The 19,732-nt window shown below is 39.6% G+C and carries 17 protein-coding genes; all 17 read left to right on the forward strand.

From position 1 onward, the window contains the following. The first annotated feature begins 112 nt into the window (after positions 1–112). The 17 genes from gspG (at position 113) to Q1A31_RS05130 (ending at position 19,605) form a co-directional block, all read left to right on the forward strand. Entirely contained in the window at positions 113–559 is a 447-nt protein-coding gene (gspG, locus tag Q1A31_RS05050; RefSeq protein ID WP_299873269.1) for a type II secretion system major pseudopilin GspG, read from the forward strand. An 18-nt stretch (positions 560–577) separates the two neighbouring features. Further along, complete coding sequence (gspH, locus tag Q1A31_RS05055) at positions 578–1,072, forward strand: type II secretion system minor pseudopilin GspH (protein WP_299873272.1); 495 nt, start codon at positions 578–580, stop codon at positions 1,070–1,072. Then, positions 1,065–1,436, forward strand: coding sequence for a type II secretion system minor pseudopilin GspI (gene gspI, locus Q1A31_RS05060; RefSeq protein ID WP_299873275.1), 372 nt, complete (start codon positions 1,065–1,067; stop codon positions 1,434–1,436). Before gspH ends, gspI begins: the two co-directional genes overlap by 8 nt. Next, positions 1,433–2,026 carry a type II secretion system minor pseudopilin GspJ gene (gene gspJ / locus Q1A31_RS05065; RefSeq protein ID WP_299873278.1) on the forward strand — a complete coding sequence of 198 codons (594 nt, stop codon included), beginning with the start codon at positions 1,433–1,435 and terminating at the stop codon, positions 2,024–2,026. Before gspI ends, gspJ begins: the two co-directional genes overlap by 4 nt. Before the next feature lie 277 nt (positions 2,027–2,303). Continuing rightward, on the forward strand, positions 2,304–3,518 hold the full coding sequence (locus Q1A31_RS05070; RefSeq protein WP_299873280.1) for an efflux RND transporter periplasmic adaptor subunit: 1,215 nt from the start codon (positions 2,304–2,306) through the stop codon (positions 3,516–3,518). A 66-nt stretch (positions 3,519–3,584) separates the two neighbouring features. Continuing rightward, positions 3,585–7,601, forward strand: coding sequence for an efflux RND transporter permease subunit (locus Q1A31_RS05075; protein WP_299873282.1), 4,017 nt, complete (start codon positions 3,585–3,587; stop codon positions 7,599–7,601). Between the two features lie 17 nt (positions 7,602–7,618). Then, positions 7,619–8,593 (forward strand): hypothetical protein, encoded by a 975-nt coding sequence (locus tag Q1A31_RS05080; protein ID WP_299873284.1) that lies wholly within the window; start codon positions 7,619–7,621, stop codon positions 8,591–8,593. Beyond that, complete coding sequence (locus tag Q1A31_RS05085; protein ID WP_299873287.1) at positions 8,590–9,210, forward strand: AAA family ATPase; 621 nt, start codon at positions 8,590–8,592, stop codon at positions 9,208–9,210. The genes Q1A31_RS05080 and Q1A31_RS05085 overlap by 4 nt, the downstream gene beginning before the upstream one ends. Before the next feature lie 70 nt (positions 9,211–9,280). Continuing rightward, positions 9,281–10,270 carry a lipopolysaccharide assembly protein LapB gene (locus Q1A31_RS05090; protein ID WP_299873289.1) on the forward strand — a complete coding sequence of 330 codons (990 nt, stop codon included), beginning with the start codon at positions 9,281–9,283 and terminating at the stop codon, positions 10,268–10,270. A gap of 17 nt (positions 10,271–10,287) precedes the next feature. Next, positions 10,288–11,019 carry a hypothetical protein gene (locus Q1A31_RS05095; RefSeq protein WP_299873291.1) on the forward strand — a complete coding sequence of 244 codons (732 nt, stop codon included), beginning with the start codon at positions 10,288–10,290 and terminating at the stop codon, positions 11,017–11,019. 71 nt (positions 11,020–11,090) lie between these two features. Next, positions 11,091–12,524, forward strand: a complete 1,434-nt coding sequence (locus Q1A31_RS05100; RefSeq protein ID WP_299873293.1) for a dynamin family protein — start codon at positions 11,091–11,093, stop codon at positions 12,522–12,524. A 237-nt stretch (positions 12,525–12,761) separates the two neighbouring features. Beyond that, positions 12,762–14,042 (forward strand): glutamate-1-semialdehyde 2,1-aminomutase, encoded by a 1,281-nt coding sequence (gene hemL / locus Q1A31_RS05105; protein WP_299873295.1) that lies wholly within the window; start codon positions 12,762–12,764, stop codon positions 14,040–14,042. Positions 14,043–14,201: 159 nt separating this feature from the next. Beyond that, on the forward strand, positions 14,202–15,035 hold the full coding sequence (rpoH, locus tag Q1A31_RS05110) for an RNA polymerase sigma factor RpoH (RefSeq protein WP_299873406.1): 834 nt from the start codon (positions 14,202–14,204) through the stop codon (positions 15,033–15,035). A gap of 356 nt (positions 15,036–15,391) precedes the next feature. Then, positions 15,392–15,646 (forward strand): exodeoxyribonuclease VII small subunit, encoded by a 255-nt coding sequence (locus Q1A31_RS05115; protein ID WP_299873297.1) that lies wholly within the window; start codon positions 15,392–15,394, stop codon positions 15,644–15,646. A 30-nt stretch (positions 15,647–15,676) separates the two neighbouring features. Then, the gene (locus Q1A31_RS05120) at positions 15,677–16,582 is read left to right on the forward strand and encodes a polyprenyl synthetase family protein (protein WP_299873299.1); all 906 of its coding nucleotides are present in this window, start codon (positions 15,677–15,679) and stop codon (positions 16,580–16,582) included. A gap of 89 nt (positions 16,583–16,671) precedes the next feature. Beyond that, on the forward strand, positions 16,672–18,543 hold the full coding sequence (gene dxs, locus Q1A31_RS05125) for a 1-deoxy-D-xylulose-5-phosphate synthase (RefSeq protein ID WP_299873302.1): 1,872 nt from the start codon (positions 16,672–16,674) through the stop codon (positions 18,541–18,543). 177 nt (positions 18,544–18,720) lie between these two features. Beyond that, positions 18,721–19,605 (forward strand): DMT family transporter, encoded by an 885-nt coding sequence (locus Q1A31_RS05130; protein ID WP_299873304.1) that lies wholly within the window; start codon positions 18,721–18,723, stop codon positions 19,603–19,605. Positions 19,606–19,732: the final 127 nt, after the last annotated feature.

Raw genomic sequence — 19,732 nt, forward strand, 5'->3', positions numbered from 1 at the left:
TCTTTATGCCTTTGAAGTAAAAGTTTTGACAGGTTTTTGACCGTTTAAGATGGCTTGCTTGACTGAAAAGGTTAATTTATTAGGATATTTCAAAAGATTGTAGGGGAAGTAAATGAAAAGAAGTAGAAACAAAATTCAATCATTATCACGTTCGCAACAGCTAGGTTTTACCTTGCTAGAAGTTATGGTCGTTGTCGTGATAATCGCTGTTATGGCTGCGGCTGTAGGCCCTGCTATATTTGATAACTTAAACAAGGCAAATGTAACAAGAGCCGGAACAGATATTAAAAGTATCTCATCAATGCTTGAGGTTTATAGGGCCGAAAACTATAACTACCCAAGTACAGATCAAGGTTTAGAGGCTCTGGTAAGTAAGCCTTCAGGCGATCCAGAAGCAAAAAACTGGAGACGTTATACAAAGAAGACGCCGATTGATCCATGGGGTAACCCTTATAAATACCTAAGTCCTGGTGCTAAAGGTGATGTTGATATCTATTCATTTGGACCAGATGGTATTCAAAGTGAAGATGATATTGGTAACTGGCAATTGGATAATTAATCCTGATTCAGGCTCAAGATGAAAATCTCCCAAAAGGGTTTTACCTTAATAGAGATAATGGTAGTAATTGTTATTGTTGCAGTTCTTATGGGAGCTGTGACTTTATCATTTCCACCCGTAGGCGATAAATTACTCAAAGAAAATACAGAGCGTTTTAGCGCATTAATTTCTCTTGCCCAAGATGAGTCGATTTTACAATCTGCTGAAATCGCTTTAGAAATTGACGATAAAGGCTATGGCTTCTATAGAAATCAAAATAATAGTTGGGCGGCTTTATCAGAAGCGCCGTTCAAGAAACGCCAACTTCCAGCTGAAATAACGTCGAAGCTATTATTAGATGGGATTTCTACAGATCTGGCAGAACGTGATAGTGATTCTCCGCAAATCGTGTTTTTGTCCAGTGGCGAGATGACACCATTTACTTATCAGCTTTTTTACGAAAAAGAGAGTACTTCAACTATAGAAGTGAGTGCTACAGGTGAAATAAAACAGAGTTTTACCAAAAATGAATAAAAACAACGCCGGTTTTACGTTACTAGAAGTCATGGTTGCGCTATTTATTGTTGCAGTAGCAATGGGTGGGGCGATAAAAGTCATCGAGAATTCAGCGCAAAATACTTCCAGGATGGCGGACAAGACTTTTGCAAATTGGGTGGCTATGAATAAGATCACCGAACTTCGTCTTAATTCTGAATGGCCAAAATTAGGGACAGTAAAAGGTGAATCGGAAATGTCTGATAGAAAGTGGAAGTGGGAGCAAAAGACGATAAAAACCGATGACGACAAGGTAAAGCGTGTAGAACTATCTGTTTGGGGTGAGAAAGATAATGATCAAAATCCATTCGTAACCGTTGTTGGATTTTTAACCCAACCATGAAATCAGCTTCTAAAGGGTTTACGCTTCTCGAGCTTCTGGTAGCCATGAGTATTTTCTCTTTTATGGCAATTACTGCCTATACCGGCTTATCTAATATGCTGACTAGTAATCAGGCTATCACGGAGCAGGAGCAGAAACTAAAAAAAATACAACGCACAATGTTGTTTCTAGAGAAAGACATTCGTCAAATTGTTAGCAGACCAAGAAGAACGGGATATGGTGCAGATGAGGTTTCTCCTGCATTCTCTTATGGTCTAGATACTGATGATTCTAATGGCGTGATTGAATTCACTAAATCAGGCGTAGCAAACCCGCTAGCATTAGCAAAAAGTTCACTTGAGAGAGTGCGCTATGATCTGGAAGATAAAATATTGATAAGGAATAGCTGGGCGTATGTTGATCATATAGACCTTGAGCCAGTTAAAATGACACTTTTGAATGATGTTGAGTCATTCGAATTGAGGTTGCTGGATGCTAATAATCAATGGAAATCTAACTGGAGTGAGAAAAAAATACTGCCTGAGGCTGTTGAAGTAACCCTGGAGCATAAGCATTGGGGCAAAATTGTTAGATTATTTCCAATTCGTTAGCTTTTAACAAAGCGATAAATACCTAAAAATAAAAAAGTAAGTCTTTCTATCCCTTATGGAACAAGATTTGTGCTGGAAATATGCTAATTTAGAAGCTATAGTAAAAATAGCAATTTTTATGAACCTTTTCTCTTGTTTCCTCCAAACCAAGAGACTATTTGCATAAAAGAACTGGCAATAGTCTAATTTATAAACGGCTTTGTCAGATTTGCTTTAACTATCGGGTGGTACTCCTGTAGCTTAGCATCGTGGAATTTTAGGAATTTCAAGAAGCTAAATGCCCAATACAGGAGCCGATGTGGAATTAATAATAGGAAAACTAATAATGTTGAAGTGCAAACATCAAAAAATGCTTGTTGTCAGTCTGTGTTTTTTTATTGCTCCAGTTCTCTTTTTATCCTCGTCGGTTAATGCGGCAGAAATAATTACTGTAAATCGTTCTATTTCAAGTTCCCAAACTGTTTTGGGTAGTACGGTTGTCCCTTATAAAGAGATCACAGTAACGGCTCAAGTACCTGGTAAAATCACATCTTTAGGTGGAGACGTAGGTACCAGTTTCACTAAAGGTGGAGTGCTAGCAAAAATTGACGATGCTCAATTGCTGGCTAAAAGAAATACCTTGTGGGCACAAATTACTTCGGCTCAGGCGGCGCTTAAAAATTCTCAAGCGCAATATCAACGAGAAATAGTATCACCAAGAAGTAAAAGTATTAATGGCATGCCAGGAATGGGAGTGCCATCAATGATGGATATTTTTATGACGCGCCCAATGTACGACATGATGGGCGACTCTAATCAAGGTTATAACCGTTACTCAGATTTGGTAAGCAGTGCCACTGGAGTGTCTCAGGCTGAAAGTCAGGTAATGATGGCTTGGTCTCAATTAAACGAATTAAATACAAAAATTAAAGATACTGTTTCGGTAGCTCCATTCGAAGGCATTATTATGTCCAAGATGGTCGAAGTAGGAGATGCGGTTCAGCCTGGGCAGCCTTTAATGACGTATGGCTTTATTAAATATTTGCGTCTTCAGGCGGATGTTCCCTCAATGCTTGTTTCAGGTTTAGCTAAAGGCATGAGTGTTCCAGTTAGAATTAGTAATACTAACCCAACAGTTGCCAGAGTTTCTCAAATCTACCCAATAGCGGACCCTTCGCGTCATACAGTCGTTGTTAAATTTGATTTGCCTGTTGGTGTTTCAGCATCCCCAGGTATGTATGCTGAAATTTTCCTTCCAGATACTACCCCGGGTGGTAACTCGGTAATTACGATTCCAAAAACGGCGTTAATACCCGGCAGAAGCTTACCTACAGTGTTAGTCGTCGATGAGGAGTCGAAGACATCATCACTGCGTTTAATCAGGGTCGGAGTAGCTCAAAGAGATGGGTTGGTGTCTGTAGTCTCTGGTTTGAAAGTTGGTGAGAGAGTTATTAATAACCCGCCTGCAGGAGCATCTTCAGGGTGGTATCCCAAAGATTCAGCAGTACTTTGATTCATTTATGGTTCAAATATGGTTTGAAATTATTATAAGTCTAAAAATATAACTGAATAAATAAATATGAATGATAACGTAGCTGATCAAGGAACAAAGAAAACAGAAACACCTAAGCATTCTTTAGGCCTTGCTGGAGGTATGGCGAAAGCCTTTATTACTTCCCCGCTTGCGCTATTGTTATTAATAGCATTCCTTGCCTTAGGTATTTTGGGAATGCAAATGACTCCCAGGCAGGAAGACCCTCAAATATCAGTGCCGATGGTTGATATTTTTGTTAGTTATCCGGGGGCAACCTCGTCAGAAGTTGTTAGTCAGGTAGCTAGGCCTCTTGAAGGGATAATGTCAGAAATCACTGGTGTTAAGCATGTGTATTCTGCTTCTTCACGTGGTCAGGCGCTTATAACTGTCCAGTTTAAAGTGGGCGAAAACTTTGAAGCTTCTATCGTAAAATTACACGATAAAATTGAATCCAATAAAAATAAAATGCCACAAGGCATTGCTGGTTTTCTGGTTAAGCCAGTTGGGGTGGATGACGTCCCTGTCGTCTCGATAACACTATGGTCTAATGATGTAGATGATGCATCTTTAAAGCTCGTTGCTCTAGATTTATTACAATCTTTACGTGAAGTGCCGAATGCTAGTCAGAGCTTTATTGTTGATGGGCGAACGGATCAACTTCTGGTTGAAATCTTGCCCGAGCGTCTTGCAACTTATGGTGTGTCGTTAGCGCAGGTTGCAAATACTATAAGAATGGCTAACTCTGAGAGGAATGCCGGATCTGTTGAACCCAATGATAAGTTTGTGCAGGTAGTCACGGGTTCTTTCTTGAAATCTTCTGCTGATATAAAACGTCTGATGGTAGGGGTTATAGATGGTCGCCCTGTTTATGTGCGTGATGTTGCCACAGTAAAAGAAGGCCCAAGTGAAGCCACTAAAATTGTTGGTTACTACACAGGCGCAGCCAGTAACAATGCGGGTAATGAAATTGCACATGGTGCTCCGGCGGTTACTATTGCAATAGCAAAGAAACACGGTGCAAATGGTGTAGAAGTTGCAGAGAATGTAATAGAAAAGCTTGAGTATTTAAAAGGTCGATTAATTCCAGATAATGTACATGTTGCTATTACCAGAAACTATGGTGAATCAGCGAAATCTAAAGTAAATGAATTGCTGTTTAAGCTTGGTGAAGCAACATTGATGGTAACCATTTTGGTTCTATTGTTTCTGGGGTGGAGAGCATCCTTAGTTACCTTTATTATTATCCCGGTAGTAATTACGGTTACTGTTTTAGCTGCGTGGATTTTGGGTCTAACAATAGATCGTGTAAGTTTATTTGCTTTGATCTTTTCTATTGGTATTTTGGTCGATGACGCTATTGTTGTGGTCGAAAATATATATAGGCGGTGGCTGCTATCAGAGAGCTTAGATGTCGATGTGGCTGTTGATGCTGTCCGAGAGGTAGGAAATCCTACAATTCTTGCGACATTCACTGTAATTGCAGCATTGTTACCTATGGGGTTTGTTAGTGGAATGATGGGGCCTTATATGTCACCGATTCCAATACTTGGCTCAGTGGCAATGCTATTTTCACTATTTGCTGCTTTCGCTTTTACTCCCTGGCTAACTAATAAATTTAAGCCAAGCCTTAAAAAACTCAAAGTGATGGAAGAAAAAGAGCACCGTCAGGCGGCTGCTTTAGAAAAATTCTTCCGCAAATTAATAATTCCTCTTATTCAAGACAAAAGAAAAGGAAGGTTACTTTTATTTGGAATAATTGGGGTTTTCTTCCTTTGTACAATTCTCTTTTACACAAAAGGTGTGAAAGTCAAAATGCTGCCTTTGGATAATAAGCCTGAATTTAATATCGTAGTGAATTTTCCGGAAGGCACTGCTTTGCCAGTAACCGCTAATTTAATAGGCAAAATTGCCGAAAAAATGCAAGCGGTAGAAGAAGTCACAGCTGTTCAAACGTATGCTGGAACTGCATCACCTTTCAATTTTAATGGTCTCGTAAGGCACTATTATCTAAGAGACAAGCCTTGGCAAGGTGATGTTCAAATTCAATTAACAAATAAGCATGATCGCGATAGATCCAGTCATGAAATAGCAGAACAAGCAAGAGCAATGCTAACTCCACTGGCTAGAGAGGTTGGTGCAAGAATTCAAGTGGTAGAAATGCCGCCAGGGCCACCAGTTCTTCAATCAGTAGTTGCTGAAATATATGGACCAAGTGCTGAAACGCGTAGGCAGGTTGCTAGAGATATTACTGAAATATTTGAGAAAGCACCAAACTTGGGAGATGTGGATAATTTCCTTGAAGAGCCTCACGATATTTTACGATTCAAAGTGGATGCTGCTAAAGCACAAAGAAATGGAATTTCAGTTGAAGATATTAATGCAACTTTAGAAATGGCTATGGGTGGTTTTGTTCTTGGTGATATCAAAAAAGATGCGCTTATAGATCCAACTCCTATAGTTATGCAAATTCCTTTAGCCGCAAGATCTCAAATAAATAGACTTATACAGTTGCCTGTGAGTAATCGTATGGGCAAAACAATGCCATTGTCTGAACTTGGTCGATTTGTAACTGAGAAGGCTGATCAGCCTATTTATCATAAAGACTTGCGTGCCGTTGAGTTTGTTACTGCTGAGACGGTCGGAGATTTGGCTGCTCCAGTATATGGAATGTTTCAGGTTCAAGATTTACTTGCGCAAGCTAATAATGGAGAAGGTTACAAATCTCCTGACGGTACTTTAGTTACCGGTGGTAGTTGGTTTGGTAGAGAAGATACGGCAGATAAAACGAATTTTGAATGGGGTGGAGAGTGGACAGTCACATTTGAAACATTCCGTGATATGGGTATAGCCTTTATGGCGGCACTCGTTTTGATCTATATGTTGATCGTTGGATTATTTGGAAACTTCATTTTACCAGCCATTGTTATTGCTCCAATTCCTCTGACTCTGATTGGTATTATTCCGGGTCATTGGTTATGGGGAGCAGACTTTACGGCGACCTCAATGATAGGATTTATCGCACTGGCAGGTATTGTGGTTAGAAACTCAATTTTGCTTGTGGATTTTTCCAAAAATGCTGTCATAAACGAAGGTATGAGTGTCGTTGATGCGGTAATACATTCTTGCGAAGCTCGAACGCGTCCAATCGCTATTACTGCATTTGCTTTGATTGGTGGGTCATTAGTTATTATTACAGATCCAATTTTTAAAGGTATGGCCGTATCTTTAGTATTCGGTGGCTTAGTTTCAACACTGTTAACACTTTTAGTTATTCCGTTGGGTTGTATTAGTGCAGGAAAGGCTTTGTGTGTAGCGCCTGATGGTAGTGAAGTTACCCCCCCCGACTTTGACCCGGATTTACGAAGAAATCATTCAAATAATGTTACAAGTGTTTCATCAGGTTACGAAGAGTCATTTTTAGACAAAGTGAAAGATGCTTCGTCAACAATACTAGGTATTGTCCTGACACTAGGCGGATTAATTTTCTCATTAATTAAGAAGTTGTTTTCTTTAATATTTAGTTTGCTGAAGTCAAATAAAAATGAGAGTGATAACAGTTCTTATTCGGCTAAAACAGAGTCTATAAAAACTAATGATTCAGTTGTTGTAGCAAAGAAAAATACTGAAGAGTCAGGTGACGTTCTTAATGACGTTAGTAATCTATCCAAAAAAACGAATAAAACTACTGAAGAAACGCCAAAGCTAAAGGCAGCAACTAAGTCAGAAGCAACAACCAAGCCCAAAGCTACAACCAAGCCAAAAGCTGCAACCAAGCCAAAAGCTGCAACCAAGCCAAAAGCTGCAACCAAGCCAAAAGCTGCAACCAAGCCAAAAGCTGCAACCAAGCCAAAAGCTGCAACCAAGCCAAAAGCTGCAACCAAGCCAAAAGCTGCAACCAGGCCAAAAGCTGCAACCAAGCCAAAAGCTGCAACCAAGCCAAAAGCTGCAACCAAGCCAAAGGCAGCAACCAAGCCAAAGGAAGATAAAGGGCTTACGGAGAATTCAGTTAGTTCCAAAACAAAGCCAAAACGTAGAGGGATACGTTTAAAAAATGATATATAGAATAGGTGTTTATAGATATGAATGATGCTAAAAAAGGAATTACTACTGCAGTCATTGCAACAGTAGTGACCTCTGCGATGATACTGATGAGTGGCGCAGGTGTTGCAGATAATAGTCAGTCTTCAGAAGGTAAAGATGAATCTAAAAGTATTGAAAAGACAACTATAGAAATTGTACAAGAAAATAATGTGACTACTGAAGTCATAACAACTGAGTCATCAATAAACTCTGAATCGGGTAATGTTGCAACTTCAAATAATAAAGATGTATCAATCGTGCGTATACCTCCACCTCCTGGTCCTTTTTCGGAGAAAGAAGCTGAAACCTTGGTTGTGCCAAAAGCTCCAGAGCTATCTGCTCCACCTGAAGCACCTAAGCAGCAATCAGCAGTTGGGGTGTCAGTAGTTCCTGAAGCGCCAAAAAAGGTAGTTGAAGCACCCGTTCAGAAAGAAGCAACGCCAGTAGCTCCCAAACCTATGGTAAAACCTGAAATAAAGTCAGTTGAAACTAACGCACCTGAACTAACAACTCAAATTCCTAAACAGCCATTTGCTCCGGAAGTTCGTAGTTTAAAACCTGAACCAATAAAGTCTCCACAACTACTAAATGACAAATTAATAACGAACCAACAAGTACCAAAGACTCCGGTTGCTCCGCAGGTTAATACTTTGCAAAAACCATCACCAAAGACAAATAGCAATGGTCAACCGATTTGGATGCAGATGCCAAGCGACCCAAATGGTGTGAGATATATGCAGCAATATAGGTATATGCCAATGCCTGTATATCCGAACTATCATTATCCACAAGCTCCACAATATAATGGTGGTTATTATTTAGCACCTAATCCTAATCAATGGATGCAAGGAGGTATGCAGAGGCCTGCGCAACAAAATAGGCAGCAAAATAGACAACAGCATATGCAACAGAAAAATATAGGACAGAATCAATCTGCACCAGATGCAAATGAGCAAAAAGGTTTAAATAAATGATTACGGTAATAGGTAATTTAAAAGGTGGTACAGGTAAAAGTACCGTCGCCTTTAATTTATCTATATGGGTGGCTACAAGAAGAAATGTACATGTTTCTATTTATGACTTAGATCCACAAGCTACTATAACGGATGCTTTAGAAATTAGAACTGAGGATGGCCATATGCCAGCTTTAGAACCGATTCATTTCGTCAGTCAGCTTGGTAGTGAAGGTAAGCATACAGAAGTAATTGTCGATATTGGTATCTCAGATGCTGAGGCGATGAACGCAGCCATTCAACGTGCAGATAGAATAGTTATTCCTGTTGCCCCAAGTCAGGCTGATGTTTGGTCAACACAACGATTTTTAAAATTAATTAGTAATGTCACCAAAAGTGGATCTGGACCAGAAGTAATTGGATTTATGAATCGTTCTGATACGCATGCAGCTGTAAGAGAAACAGATGATGCCTTTGAAGCTTTAAGTAGTTTAAAAGGAATTAAAATGATAGAGCCTCGGCTTTATCAAAGAACTGCATATAGACGCTCATTTAGTGAAGGATTAGCGGTATTTGAAATGGACCCTAAATCTAAAGCTGCGGCAGAAGTAGAAGAATTAGGAGAGCTATTATATTAGTTTATACTAGAATAGTATTTCTAGTATAAAATTGTGTAATAGAAATTCAAAATTTAAGGAGAATAAATAAATGTATATTGTTCGTTGGTTAATGGGTCATCCTATTATTGCAACATGGTTTGTTGGTGCAATAGCAATTCTTTTATCTATCAGTAATAGTGGTGGAGATAAAAAGGACCTGCATGTAGAAGACCATGCTGCAAATCAAGAACAGGTTGTTACTACTGATTCAACTAAATCATTAGATTCTCCTTCTGCTGTAACTTCTGCTTTGATCGAATCAGATGAAAAGGCGGTAACTGCAAAAGAATCGGCAGAAGTCGAGACTGAAGTTGTAGAAATGGTTGAGACTGCGACTGCAGAGCCCGTAAATACCGAGATAACAACAGAGTCATCAGCTACAACCGAGAGTCAAGGTGCGACAGTAAATGACGCGCAAGCAAATTCGGTCGTAGTAGAAGAAGTTGTCACTGAATCAACGGTTGATTCTACAGTTGCCACTAGTCGATCATATCCTGACGGATTAGTTGCTGATACAACAGCTCCTGCGGTTGTAGAAAAAACTGAAGTTGAAGTTACTGAAGCTGCAGCTGCAGAAGAAACTCCAGCAGCCAATGAAGTTGTTACTGGTACAGAAAATCAATCCGATGTTGCTGTAGCAGCAACCGAAGCTGCTTCAACTATCGAAGAGACACCAAAACCTGAAGAAGCACAAGCAGATTCAGAAAGTATTCAAGACCTGGGGCAATCAAGTACTGAAGAAATGCTCTTGATGGCCCGCGAAGCTTATTGGAATAACGGTTTAGAAGAAGCTTCTCAAATATACATGCAATTAATTGAATTAGAGCCAACGGTGATAGAGCATCGTGGTGAGTTAGGCAACGTTTATTGGAGACAAGGTTATCCAAAAAAAGCGGCTGAACTTTATTCTGAGATTGCTATTCCCATGATTGAGCAGGGCAACTCTGAAAGAGTCGCGAATATGATTGGTTTTATAGGCTTGTTTTACCCGGATAGAGCTGCAGAGATACACAAGAGATTGCAAGCTACAATACATTAACGAAACATTAGGAAAATATGGCTAAGAGCGAACTACATAGAGATTACATTCTTGAAATGGAAAATGAGCTTCAAGAATTCGAAATGAAGGCTGAAGCAACTCACAAGCGTATGCAAATGCTTGTGTATCCAGCTATGGTTGCGTTCTTTGTGCTCTCTGCGTTTGGTTTTTTTCTTATCTATTCTTTAACGTCTGACGTAAATCGAATGGCAGATACCATTTCTCATATGAGTGGTTCTCTGGATGACAACATGAGTTCAATTTCTGGTGATATGAGTAATATGTCAGTTAAAATGGATAGCTTAGTCGATTCTACAGATAGCATGTCGGGTAACTTGACGAATATGACTCAGAATACAAATGAAATGGTAACGAGTATTGGTGGGATGAGAACCGCTACTTACGATATGGCAGCTTCTACCAATAATATGCAGCGTGACATGTGGAGTATGAATAAAAATATTTCTACACCATTAAGCTTTATGAATAACTTCCTACCATGGAAAAATAGCCAGAGCATGCCTTTCCCAGGCTCTAGAGCACCATTGCCACAATCTTATTTTGCTTATCCTGCAGAACAACAAACACCAGATTATAGCCAGGATATTCCAATGCCTGCTCCGGTATCGCCTCCGGGTTCTAATTACCAAATGCAGCAAGCGCCCATGCAGCAGCAAGTGCCTAACAATCAAGGTTCAGCCGTAATAAACACTCCCTACCTAACATTACCTGCTATTTCTATGAACTAAGTTTAATCGCTTGGTTTTACCCGTTTTAACCTTTAATACCAGATGTCAAAAGTGACTCGGAAGGAAATTTCATGACACCCGCAAAGAGAATGCAAGACCGCCTTGAGCTTTTGCAGAAGCATCTTGAGACCGAAAATCCAGTATTAGTTTCTGTAGTAGACCGATATAGAAAACTCGATAAGATTTCTCAAAAAATGGGTTTGTTAGGGGCAGATCAGTCATATGCAACTCAGATTTCATGGTGGCCACTGGTTTCAATTTTAGGAACTTTCTCAGCCGGTAAATCAAGTTTCATCAACTCATATTTGGGACTTAATGTTCAAGACTCAGGTAATCAGGCAGTCGATGATAAGTTCACGGTTCTCACTTACAGCAGAGATTCAAAAGTACGCACACTACCCGGAATTGCTTTAGATGGTGATCCTCGTTTCCCTTTTTATCAAATAAGCGAAGACATTGAATCTGTTACTCAGGGCGAAGGCTCACGAATAGATAATTATTTGCAAATGAAGGCAACACCAAGCGAAAAGCTTCGTGGGAAGATTGTTATCGACTCTCCAGGTTTTGACGCGGATGAGCAGCGAAAAGAAACCTTAAAACTGACTGATCATATTATTGATCTTTCAGACTTAGTGTTAGTACTGTTTGATGCAAGACATCCAGAGCCAGGGGCAATGCAAGATACTCTAGAGCATCTTGTGCAAGGTTCACAGAAGCGCAGTGATAACAGCAAATTCCTATTTATCTTAAACCAGATAGATACATCTGCGAATGATGATAATATGGAAGATATTGTTGCTTCATGGCAAAAAGCCTTGGTACAAAGTGGTTTAAATGCGGGTCGTTTTTACGTTATCTTTAATACTGACTTAGCAACTCCGGTTCAAAATGAAGCGGTTTGGGATCGTTATTTAAACAAGCGAAATAACGACTATGCAGAAATATCTAAACGCATGGAAGATATAGATGTAGAAAGAGTCTATCGTATTATCGGCAGTATGGAATCACTCTCGAATCAAATTGAACAACAAGCAGTGCCACAAGTGAAAATGGCAATGCAGCGCTGGAAGAAAAGAGTGTTAATCACTGATATAGTCGTTTTCGTGCCTATAATATTAGGTTTAATCACTCTTTCTGTGATTGCTGGTTATTGGCAAGGAATGGTATTTAATCCCCCATGGTTAGATGCTTTAAAACAAAATAAAATATTAGGAATCGGAGTGTTAGTAGCTGTGGCCGTAATCTTTTATTTGATCCATTTGATGGTTCGCTCAAAGTTAGTAAACGGTGTTGCAAAAAAGCTAAGTACTGATGAGCCTTATGGAAATATCGAAAATGCTTTTAGAAAGAATACGAGTTGGTGGCGTGGTATTTTCAGAAAGAACCCAGTTGGTTGGGGTACAGGCGTACGTAAAAGACTAGATGGTATACGTAGTGATATCGATAAATTCGTACAAACATTGAATGATCGATATACCAGTCCGTCGGGCAAAGAAGACGCTTAAAAACCTTACTTGTCGAGAAAAGGTAAATTTTTAAATAGGAAAAGAGTCATCCAAAAAATTGACGGATGTCTTACTTGAGTTAATTCTAACTTGGAATAAAATAAAAAAGTGCCTATAAGTAGGGGGGTGTATTTAATTTAATACACCCCCCTACTTATAGGCACTTTTTTGCAATTTAACGCAAAAAACTACAAAAATAACCAACACGATATATTAATTAGAAAATTCGGAATCATTATGACTAAATCACAATCTTTGTTTGAGCAGGCTCAACTTACAATCCCTGGTGGAGTTAATTCTCCCGTACGTGCATTTAAAAGCGTTGGTGGTACTCCGTTATTTATAGAAAGAGCAAAAGGCGCTTATTTATATGACGTAGATGGAAACAAATATATCGATTATGTGGGTTCTTGGGGGCCGATGATCGCAGGACACGCACATCCTGAAGTAATCGAAGCGGTTAAGACTGCCAGTGAAAACGGCTTAAGCTTCGGTGCGCCAACAGAAATAGAGGTAACAATTTCGCAGAAAATTTGCGAAATCCTTCCTTCCATAGAAATGTTGCGTATGGTGAGCTCTGGCACTGAGGCAACGATGTCAGCTATTCGATTGGCACGTGGATTCACGGGTCGTGATGATATTGTGAAGTTTGAGGGTGGTTATCATGGGCATGGTGATTCGCTGTTAGTAAAAGCGGGTTCAGGTGCTTTGACATTTGGTGAGCCAAACTCTCCGGGTGTTCCGGCTGATTTGGCAAAGCACACCTTAACGCTGGATTACAATAATCCACAGCAAGTAAAAGACTTGTTTGCAAAAATGGGAGATCAGATCGCCTGTATTATTGTTGAGCCAGTAGCAGGGAATATGAACTGTATTCCACCTTCGGAAGGTTTCCTCGAAACACTCCGTGAAGTGTGTGATGAACACGGGTCCGTATTGATTTTTGATGAAGTCATGACAGGGTTCCGCGTTGCACTGGGTGGTGCACAAGCCCATTATGGTATAAAGCCAGATTTGACTACCTTAGGTAAAATTATTGGTGGTGGCATGCCAGCGGCCGCATTTGGTGGTCGTAAAGATATTATGGAGAAACTTTCTCCATTAGGTCCTGTCTATCAAGCAGGAACTTTATCGGGTAATCCGTTGGCAATGACTGCTGGTTTGAAGACGCTGGAAATCATCTCACGTGATGGTTTTTATCCTGAACTAACAGAGAAAACCGAATTATTCGTTAATGGCATGCTAGAGCGTGCGCAACAGAACAATATTCCATTAAGCAGTAATCAAGTGGGTGGCATGTTTGGTTTATTCTTCAGTGATGAAGATAAAATAGAAAATTTTGCACAAGTATCTAAGTGCAATATCGAGCGATTTAATCGTTTCTTCCATAGCATGTTGGATGAGGGCGTTAATCTTGCTCCTTCTGCTTATGAAGCCGGTTTTATGTCTAATGCGCATACCGTTGAGGACATAAATGCAACATTAGATGCCGCCGAAAAAGTCTTCGCAAATCTTTAATTATTAAAAATAATTACGGATTGTCCGAAACTTTTTGTGGTATTAGCACTCTAAGCCTTTGAGTGCTAAAATAGCATAACAATCTGAGGAAGTTTCAGGGGAAAAGATATGACAAACAATACATTAGTAGTAGGAAACACAGCAGCGACAAGTACAGCGATGACTATGCCGGTCCTTTCAGGAAGTCTCGAGAGTTACATTCAGTCTGTGCGTGAAATTCCGGTTTTAAAGAAGTCTGAAGAGCGCGAACTAGCAGTAAAGCTACGCGACAACGACGATCTTGAAGCAGCTCGCCAACTCATTATGCATAACTTGCGTTTTGTAATTAAAGTTGCGCGCGGTTACAGCGGTTACGGTTTACCTTTAGCTGATTTAGTGCAAGAAGGTAATGTAGGATTAATGAAAGCAGTAAAACGCTTTGATCCGACGGTAAATGTGCGTTTGGTATCTTTTGCAGTTCATTGGATTCGTGCAGAAATTCATGAATTTATTTTAAAGAACTGGAAAATTGTTAAAGTTGCGACAACTAAAGCTCAGCGCAAATTATTCTTTAATCTTAGAAGTAAAAAGAAAAGATTGGCGTGGATGAACGATGCTGAAGTTAAAGATATCGCTAATGATTTAGGCGTTACCAGCAAAGACGTAATGGAAATGGAAAAGCGCATGTCTGGTCAGGATATCGGTTTTGATCTCTCATCTGATGAAGATGAAGATAACACGTACTCTCCTAATCAATACTTACAGTCTGATGTCGTAGACCCTTCAGAAGCTGTCGAAACGGCAGACTGGGAATCTCATACGCAGGGTTTATTCAAAAATGCGATGTCTACTCTAGATGATCGTAGTAAGGATATTCTGGCATCTCGTTGGTTAGTTGATGAGAAAGCGACATTGCAGGATCTAGCAGCAAAATATAATGTTTCTGCTGAGCGTATTCGCCAAATTGAGAGCAACGCGATTGATAAGCTAAAGAGCTCAGTTGCTGCTGCTTAATTCGTATGCTCCAAATGTGAAATCTACCAATAAAAAAGGCCGCTATTTAGCGGCCTTTTTTATGATATTCAGTGAATAGTCAGTAAACTTACATGCCAAAAACTACTGAGAAAAAACTTAACCAGGCAAAAACGATTAGCGCTGTAACAATCAATAGTGGAAAACCGAAGCTAAAATCAAACATGAGAATCTCCTCTCCTTAAAACTAGCCCGATATATTAGGTGATTCTAATGCGCTCTGCAAGTTACATATAGAAATTCATTAAACATGACTTGCTTTGTAAAACACCACTATCCTTTCAGGATTAAGCCTTTATAATTAGCTGCTAAGCTTACGTATTGGGTACACAATTGAGATGAAAGATAAGGCCAGTAAAATTAAATCTACTGATACAAAAAAACCCGACTTTGAAACAGCGATGGGTGATCTTGAAGCATTGGTTTCTAAGATTGAATCTGGAGATCTATCTTTGGAAGAATCATTAAAAGAATTTGAAAAAGGCGTAAAACTAAGTAGGACCTGTCAGGCGGCGCTAAAAGATGCAGAGTATCGTGTGAAAATTCTAAGCGAAGATGGCGAAGAGAACGATTTTGACGATAGCTCTGTTTGAGCTATTTTCTCAAGGTAATTAGAAAATATCATGACTCGCGAAGACTACCAGCAACGTATCGAACAGTTTCTAGAATCAAAACTTGATGCAGGTTTTACTCACAACTCTTCCTCCTCAAAATTAGATGAGGCTATGCGTTACACTGCATTAGGTGGTGGCAAGCGCGTTCGTCCCTTATTGGTCTATGCTACAGGTGAAGCGCTAGGTATTAATGCTGACTTATTGGATTTGCCCGCGGCCGCAATTGAATTAATACACGCTTACTCTCTTGTTCATGATGATTTGCCGAGCATGGATGATGATGCACTTAGGCGCGGTAAACCTACTGCTCATATCGCATTTGATGAGGCAACAGCAATTCTCGCAGGAGATGCTTTGCAAACGATGGCGTTTCAGTTGTTATCCAATCCAATGCAGGAAATCTGCGCAGAAAATCAATTAAAAATACTCAATATCCTCGCAACTGCCTCGGGTGCAGATGGTATGGTAAAAGGACAAGGTATAGATTTAGCCGCTGTAGGAAAGAGCTTGAGCGAAGCTGAATTAGAAACTATGCATAACCATAAAACAGGCGCACTAATTACTGCAAGTGTAGAAATGGCGACGTATTGTATGGAAACAGCAGCAGAAGCAAATAGTGAAATAATAGTAAAACAGAGAAAGAATCTGACAGAGTACTCTAAAGCGATAGGTTTAGCTTTTCAGGTACGAGATGATATTCTTGATATTCAAAGCGATACAGAAACCTTAGGAAAACAACAAGGTGCTGATATTGCAGCAGGAAAACCAACGTATCCGTCAATCATGGGAATGTCGGCGGCTAAAGAAAAATTGTTTAATTTGAACAAAAAAGCGTTAGACTCACTCATAGATTTTGGAGAGGAAGCCGATTCATTAAGAGAGATCGCAAGTTTTATCGTTAAGCGTATTGCTTGACCTAGAGCAGTATTGCTTTGTATATACATAGGTACAATCACAAAGCCCCTGCTATCTAGAAACATTACCAAGGCCATAAATTAAAATACATGTTATTTGACAATATAAATACACCCGCCGAATTAAAGAGTCTGTCAATTGAAGAGTTGCCAGCCTTATGTGATGAGGTGCGCCAGTATTTATTGAAATCAGTATCAGACTCTGGTGGTCACTTAGCTTCCGGTCTTGGTGCGCTTGAATTAACCGTTGCGTTACACTATGTGTATGACACCCCTAATGATCGATTAATCTGGGATGTTGGTCATCAGGCTTATGTGCATAAGCTATTGACTGGCAGAAGAGAAAAACTCAGAACCATAAAGAAAAAAGATGGTTTATGTGGTTTTCCGCGTCGTGAAGAAAGCAAATACGACGATTTTGGCGTAGGTCATTCCAGTACATCTATTAGTGCTGCTTTGGGTATGGCATTAGCGGCAAAACAACAGGGTATTGATCGTCATTCTATCGCTGTGATAGGTGATGGTGCATTGACCGCTGGTTTGGCTTACGAAGCCTTAAATCATGCGGGTGATATTGATACAGAAATGCTAGTCGTATTAAACGACAATGATATGTCTATTTCACCCAATGTAGGTGGCTTAAGTAAATATCTGGCACGATTACTGTCTGGTAGTTTTTATTCAACAATGCGTGAAAACAGTAAGAAGATTCTTGCGAATACTCCAGTTATGAAGCGCTTTGCCAGACGCGCAGAAGAACACACTAAAGGCATGATCATGCCTTCTGCAACGTTATTCGAAGAAATGGGTTTTGTTTATTATGGGCCGGTTGATGGTCACGATGTCATCGAGCTCGTTAAAATTCTGGAAAACATCAAAGATATTAACGAACCTAAATTTCTACACGTAGTGACTCAAAAAGGTAAAGGTTACGAACCTGCAGAGAAAGACCCCATTGAATATCACGCAGTTTCTGTTTTTGATTTGAATGCAGGAGTACAGAAGTCTAATAAGCGGAGTACGCCGACGTACACGCAGGTATTTGGTCGCTGGCTGTGTGATATGGCAGCTAAAGAAGATAAGCTGGTTGGTATAACGCCAGCTATGCGTGAAGGTTCTGGATTAGTAGAATTTTCTAGAGAGTTTCCTGATCGTTATTACGATGTAGCGATTGCAGAGCAACACGCAGTGACACTAGCTGCGGGTATGGCTTGTGATGGTCTAAAACCTGTTGTAGCAATTTACTCTACGTTCTTGCAGCGTGCTTATGATCAATTGATACACGATGTTGCGCTTCAAAATCTACCTGTGGTATTTGCTATAGACCGTGCTGGTTTAGTTGGTGCAGACGGGCCTACCCATTCAGGAAACTATGACCTTTCATATTTGCGCTGTATTCCAAATATGATTGTTATGGCGCCAAGTAACGAAGATGAGTGTCGGCAGATGCTTTATACGGCCTATCAGCAAAATGGCCCAACAGCTGTCCGTTATCCACGTGGTAAAGGAATAGGCGTCGAACCCCAGCAAGAGATGCAGGAATTGCCATTAGGAAAAGGTGAAGTGCTACGCAAAGGTAACAGCATTGCTATCTTGATGTTTGGCTCATTGCTGGAAGAAGCAACTATTGCAGCCAAGGCCTTCGGAGCGACTCTAGTCAATATGCGTTTTGTTAAACCTATCGATGAAGATTTAATCAGGACTTTGTCAGAGTCTCATGAGTTGTTTGTAACACTTGAAGATAATGCGATTAAGGGTGGTGCCGGCAGTGCGGTAAATGAGTTTTTGCATGATCAAGATATTTCAATCCCTGTATTGAATTGTGGTATCCCTGATGAATACATAGAGCATGCGACTCGCGAACAACAGCTCGAAGAAATTGGCCTTGATGGGGCTGGTATCGTTAAGCAGATTGGTGAGTTTAATCAGGGTAAATACTCTGAACATCTTAAAACTGCCTAGGATTAATTCTTTAAAATCCACTTACTTTTAAATACTCTGACTTTGCATAAAATATCATTAAAAGTAGGGGGGTGGCTTCGTTTTGTTTAATCTCTAATTAACTAAGCTCTAATTAATTAAAGAATAAAGTAATGTCTATCTAATCATCCTCCAGGTGATTATCTGAGATTCAAAATCATGATTTATCTAAAATTGCTCTTAGCCATGTTGATATGGGGTGGTACTTTCACTTCAGCGAAAATGTTAGGTAATGAGATGGACCCAATTATTTCAGCGCTGTTTCGTTTTGTACTTGCGTCATCTGCATTATTGTTAATTGTTTTATTTAAACATGGAAAACTTCCTAAGATATCCAAAAAACAATTTTTTGCACTGTTAGGAATGGGAGCAACTGGAATTGCTTCGTATAACCTATTATTTTTCTATGGCTTATTACATGCGGAGGCCAGCAGGGGGAGTTTAATAACAGCATCCAATCCAGTATTAACGGCAATCGCTTCAATATTTTTATTCAAGGAAAAATTAACACCAGTTAGATTAATAGGGCTGGTTTTATGTGTTTTTGGTGCATTCTTAATTATATCTAAAGGTGATTTCAGTATTTTATTTAATAAGGGGATCGGTATTGGTGAACTGGCTTTTATCGGTTGTGCGTTTAGTTGGGCAATATATACCTTGATTGGTCGATTTATTAGCAATGAATTATCTTCATTAGTTGCGATCACTTATGCAAGTTGTTTTGGTACGGTTTTTTTATTGGTCGTCGCTTTGATTTTTAAGCCTTTATCAATCGTATCTGCAGTTAATAATCTTAATTTAACTGTTGGGTTACATCTACTATATCTGGCCATTTTGGCAACTGTTATCGGGTTTGTATGGTTTCAAGAAGGCGTTAAAGTTTTAGGGGCCGCTAGAGCTGCGGTGTTTATTTATTTTATGCCTGTGAGTGCTGTTTTTATTGCTTTCTTTGTTCTGAATGAGCAGTTGTCGTTGGTGTTGCTGACAGGGGCAGGTTTAATAATCTCAGGCATCTATTTAGTAAATAGAAAGCCAGCAAGCTGAATTATTAGTGATTGTTATAAAAAAGAGCCTATAAGTAGGGGGGTGACATTAAGAATATTGCTTTTATTTTTTGCATAAAAAACCACCTTTAAGGTGGTTTTTTGATTAAGTTTTTAGCAATGTTGTT

The organism is uncultured Cocleimonas sp., from assembly GCF_947495625.1.
Lineage (GTDB): Bacteria > Pseudomonadota > Gammaproteobacteria > Thiotrichales > Thiotrichaceae > Cocleimonas.

What these genes read in the sequence shown, in the direction of transcription:
- Q1A31_RS05095 (WP_299873291.1), top strand. Translation starts at nt 10,288, where the DNA reads ATGGCTAAGAGCGAACTACATAGAGATTACATTCTTGAAATGGAAAAT.
- rpoH (WP_299873406.1), top strand. Translation starts at nt 14,202, where the DNA reads ATGACTATGCCGGTCCTTTCAGGAAGTCTCGAGAGTTACATTCAGTCT.
- gspH (WP_299873272.1), top strand. Translation starts at nt 578, where the DNA reads ATGAAAATCTCCCAAAAGGGTTTTACCTTAATAGAGATAATGGTAGTA.
- Q1A31_RS05090 (WP_299873289.1), top strand. Translation starts at nt 9,281, where the DNA reads ATGTATATTGTTCGTTGGTTAATGGGTCATCCTATTATTGCAACATGG.
- dxs (WP_299873302.1), top strand. Translation starts at nt 16,672, where the DNA reads ATGTTATTTGACAATATAAATACACCCGCCGAATTAAAGAGTCTGTCA.
- Q1A31_RS05080 (WP_299873284.1), top strand. Translation starts at nt 7,619, where the DNA reads ATGAATGATGCTAAAAAAGGAATTACTACTGCAGTCATTGCAACAGTA.
- Q1A31_RS05130 (WP_299873304.1), top strand. Translation starts at nt 18,721, where the DNA reads ATGATTTATCTAAAATTGCTCTTAGCCATGTTGATATGGGGTGGTACT.
- Q1A31_RS05100 (WP_299873293.1), top strand. Translation starts at nt 11,091, where the DNA reads ATGACACCCGCAAAGAGAATGCAAGACCGCCTTGAGCTTTTGCAGAAG.
- gspJ (WP_299873278.1), top strand. Translation starts at nt 1,433, where the DNA reads ATGAAATCAGCTTCTAAAGGGTTTACGCTTCTCGAGCTTCTGGTAGCC.
- gspI (WP_299873275.1), top strand. Translation starts at nt 1,065, where the DNA reads ATGAATAAAAACAACGCCGGTTTTACGTTACTAGAAGTCATGGTTGCG.
- gspG (WP_299873269.1), top strand. Translation starts at nt 113, where the DNA reads ATGAAAAGAAGTAGAAACAAAATTCAATCATTATCACGTTCGCAACAG.
- Q1A31_RS05085 (WP_299873287.1), top strand. Translation starts at nt 8,590, where the DNA reads ATGATTACGGTAATAGGTAATTTAAAAGGTGGTACAGGTAAAAGTACC.
- Q1A31_RS05070 (WP_299873280.1), top strand. Translation starts at nt 2,304, where the DNA reads ATGCCCAATACAGGAGCCGATGTGGAATTAATAATAGGAAAACTAATA.
- hemL (WP_299873295.1), top strand. Translation starts at nt 12,762, where the DNA reads ATGACTAAATCACAATCTTTGTTTGAGCAGGCTCAACTTACAATCCCT.
- Q1A31_RS05120 (WP_299873299.1), top strand. Translation starts at nt 15,677, where the DNA reads ATGACTCGCGAAGACTACCAGCAACGTATCGAACAGTTTCTAGAATCA.
- Q1A31_RS05075 (WP_299873282.1), top strand. Translation starts at nt 3,585, where the DNA reads ATGAATGATAACGTAGCTGATCAAGGAACAAAGAAAACAGAAACACCT.
- Q1A31_RS05115 (WP_299873297.1), top strand. Translation starts at nt 15,392, where the DNA reads ATGAAAGATAAGGCCAGTAAAATTAAATCTACTGATACAAAAAAACCC.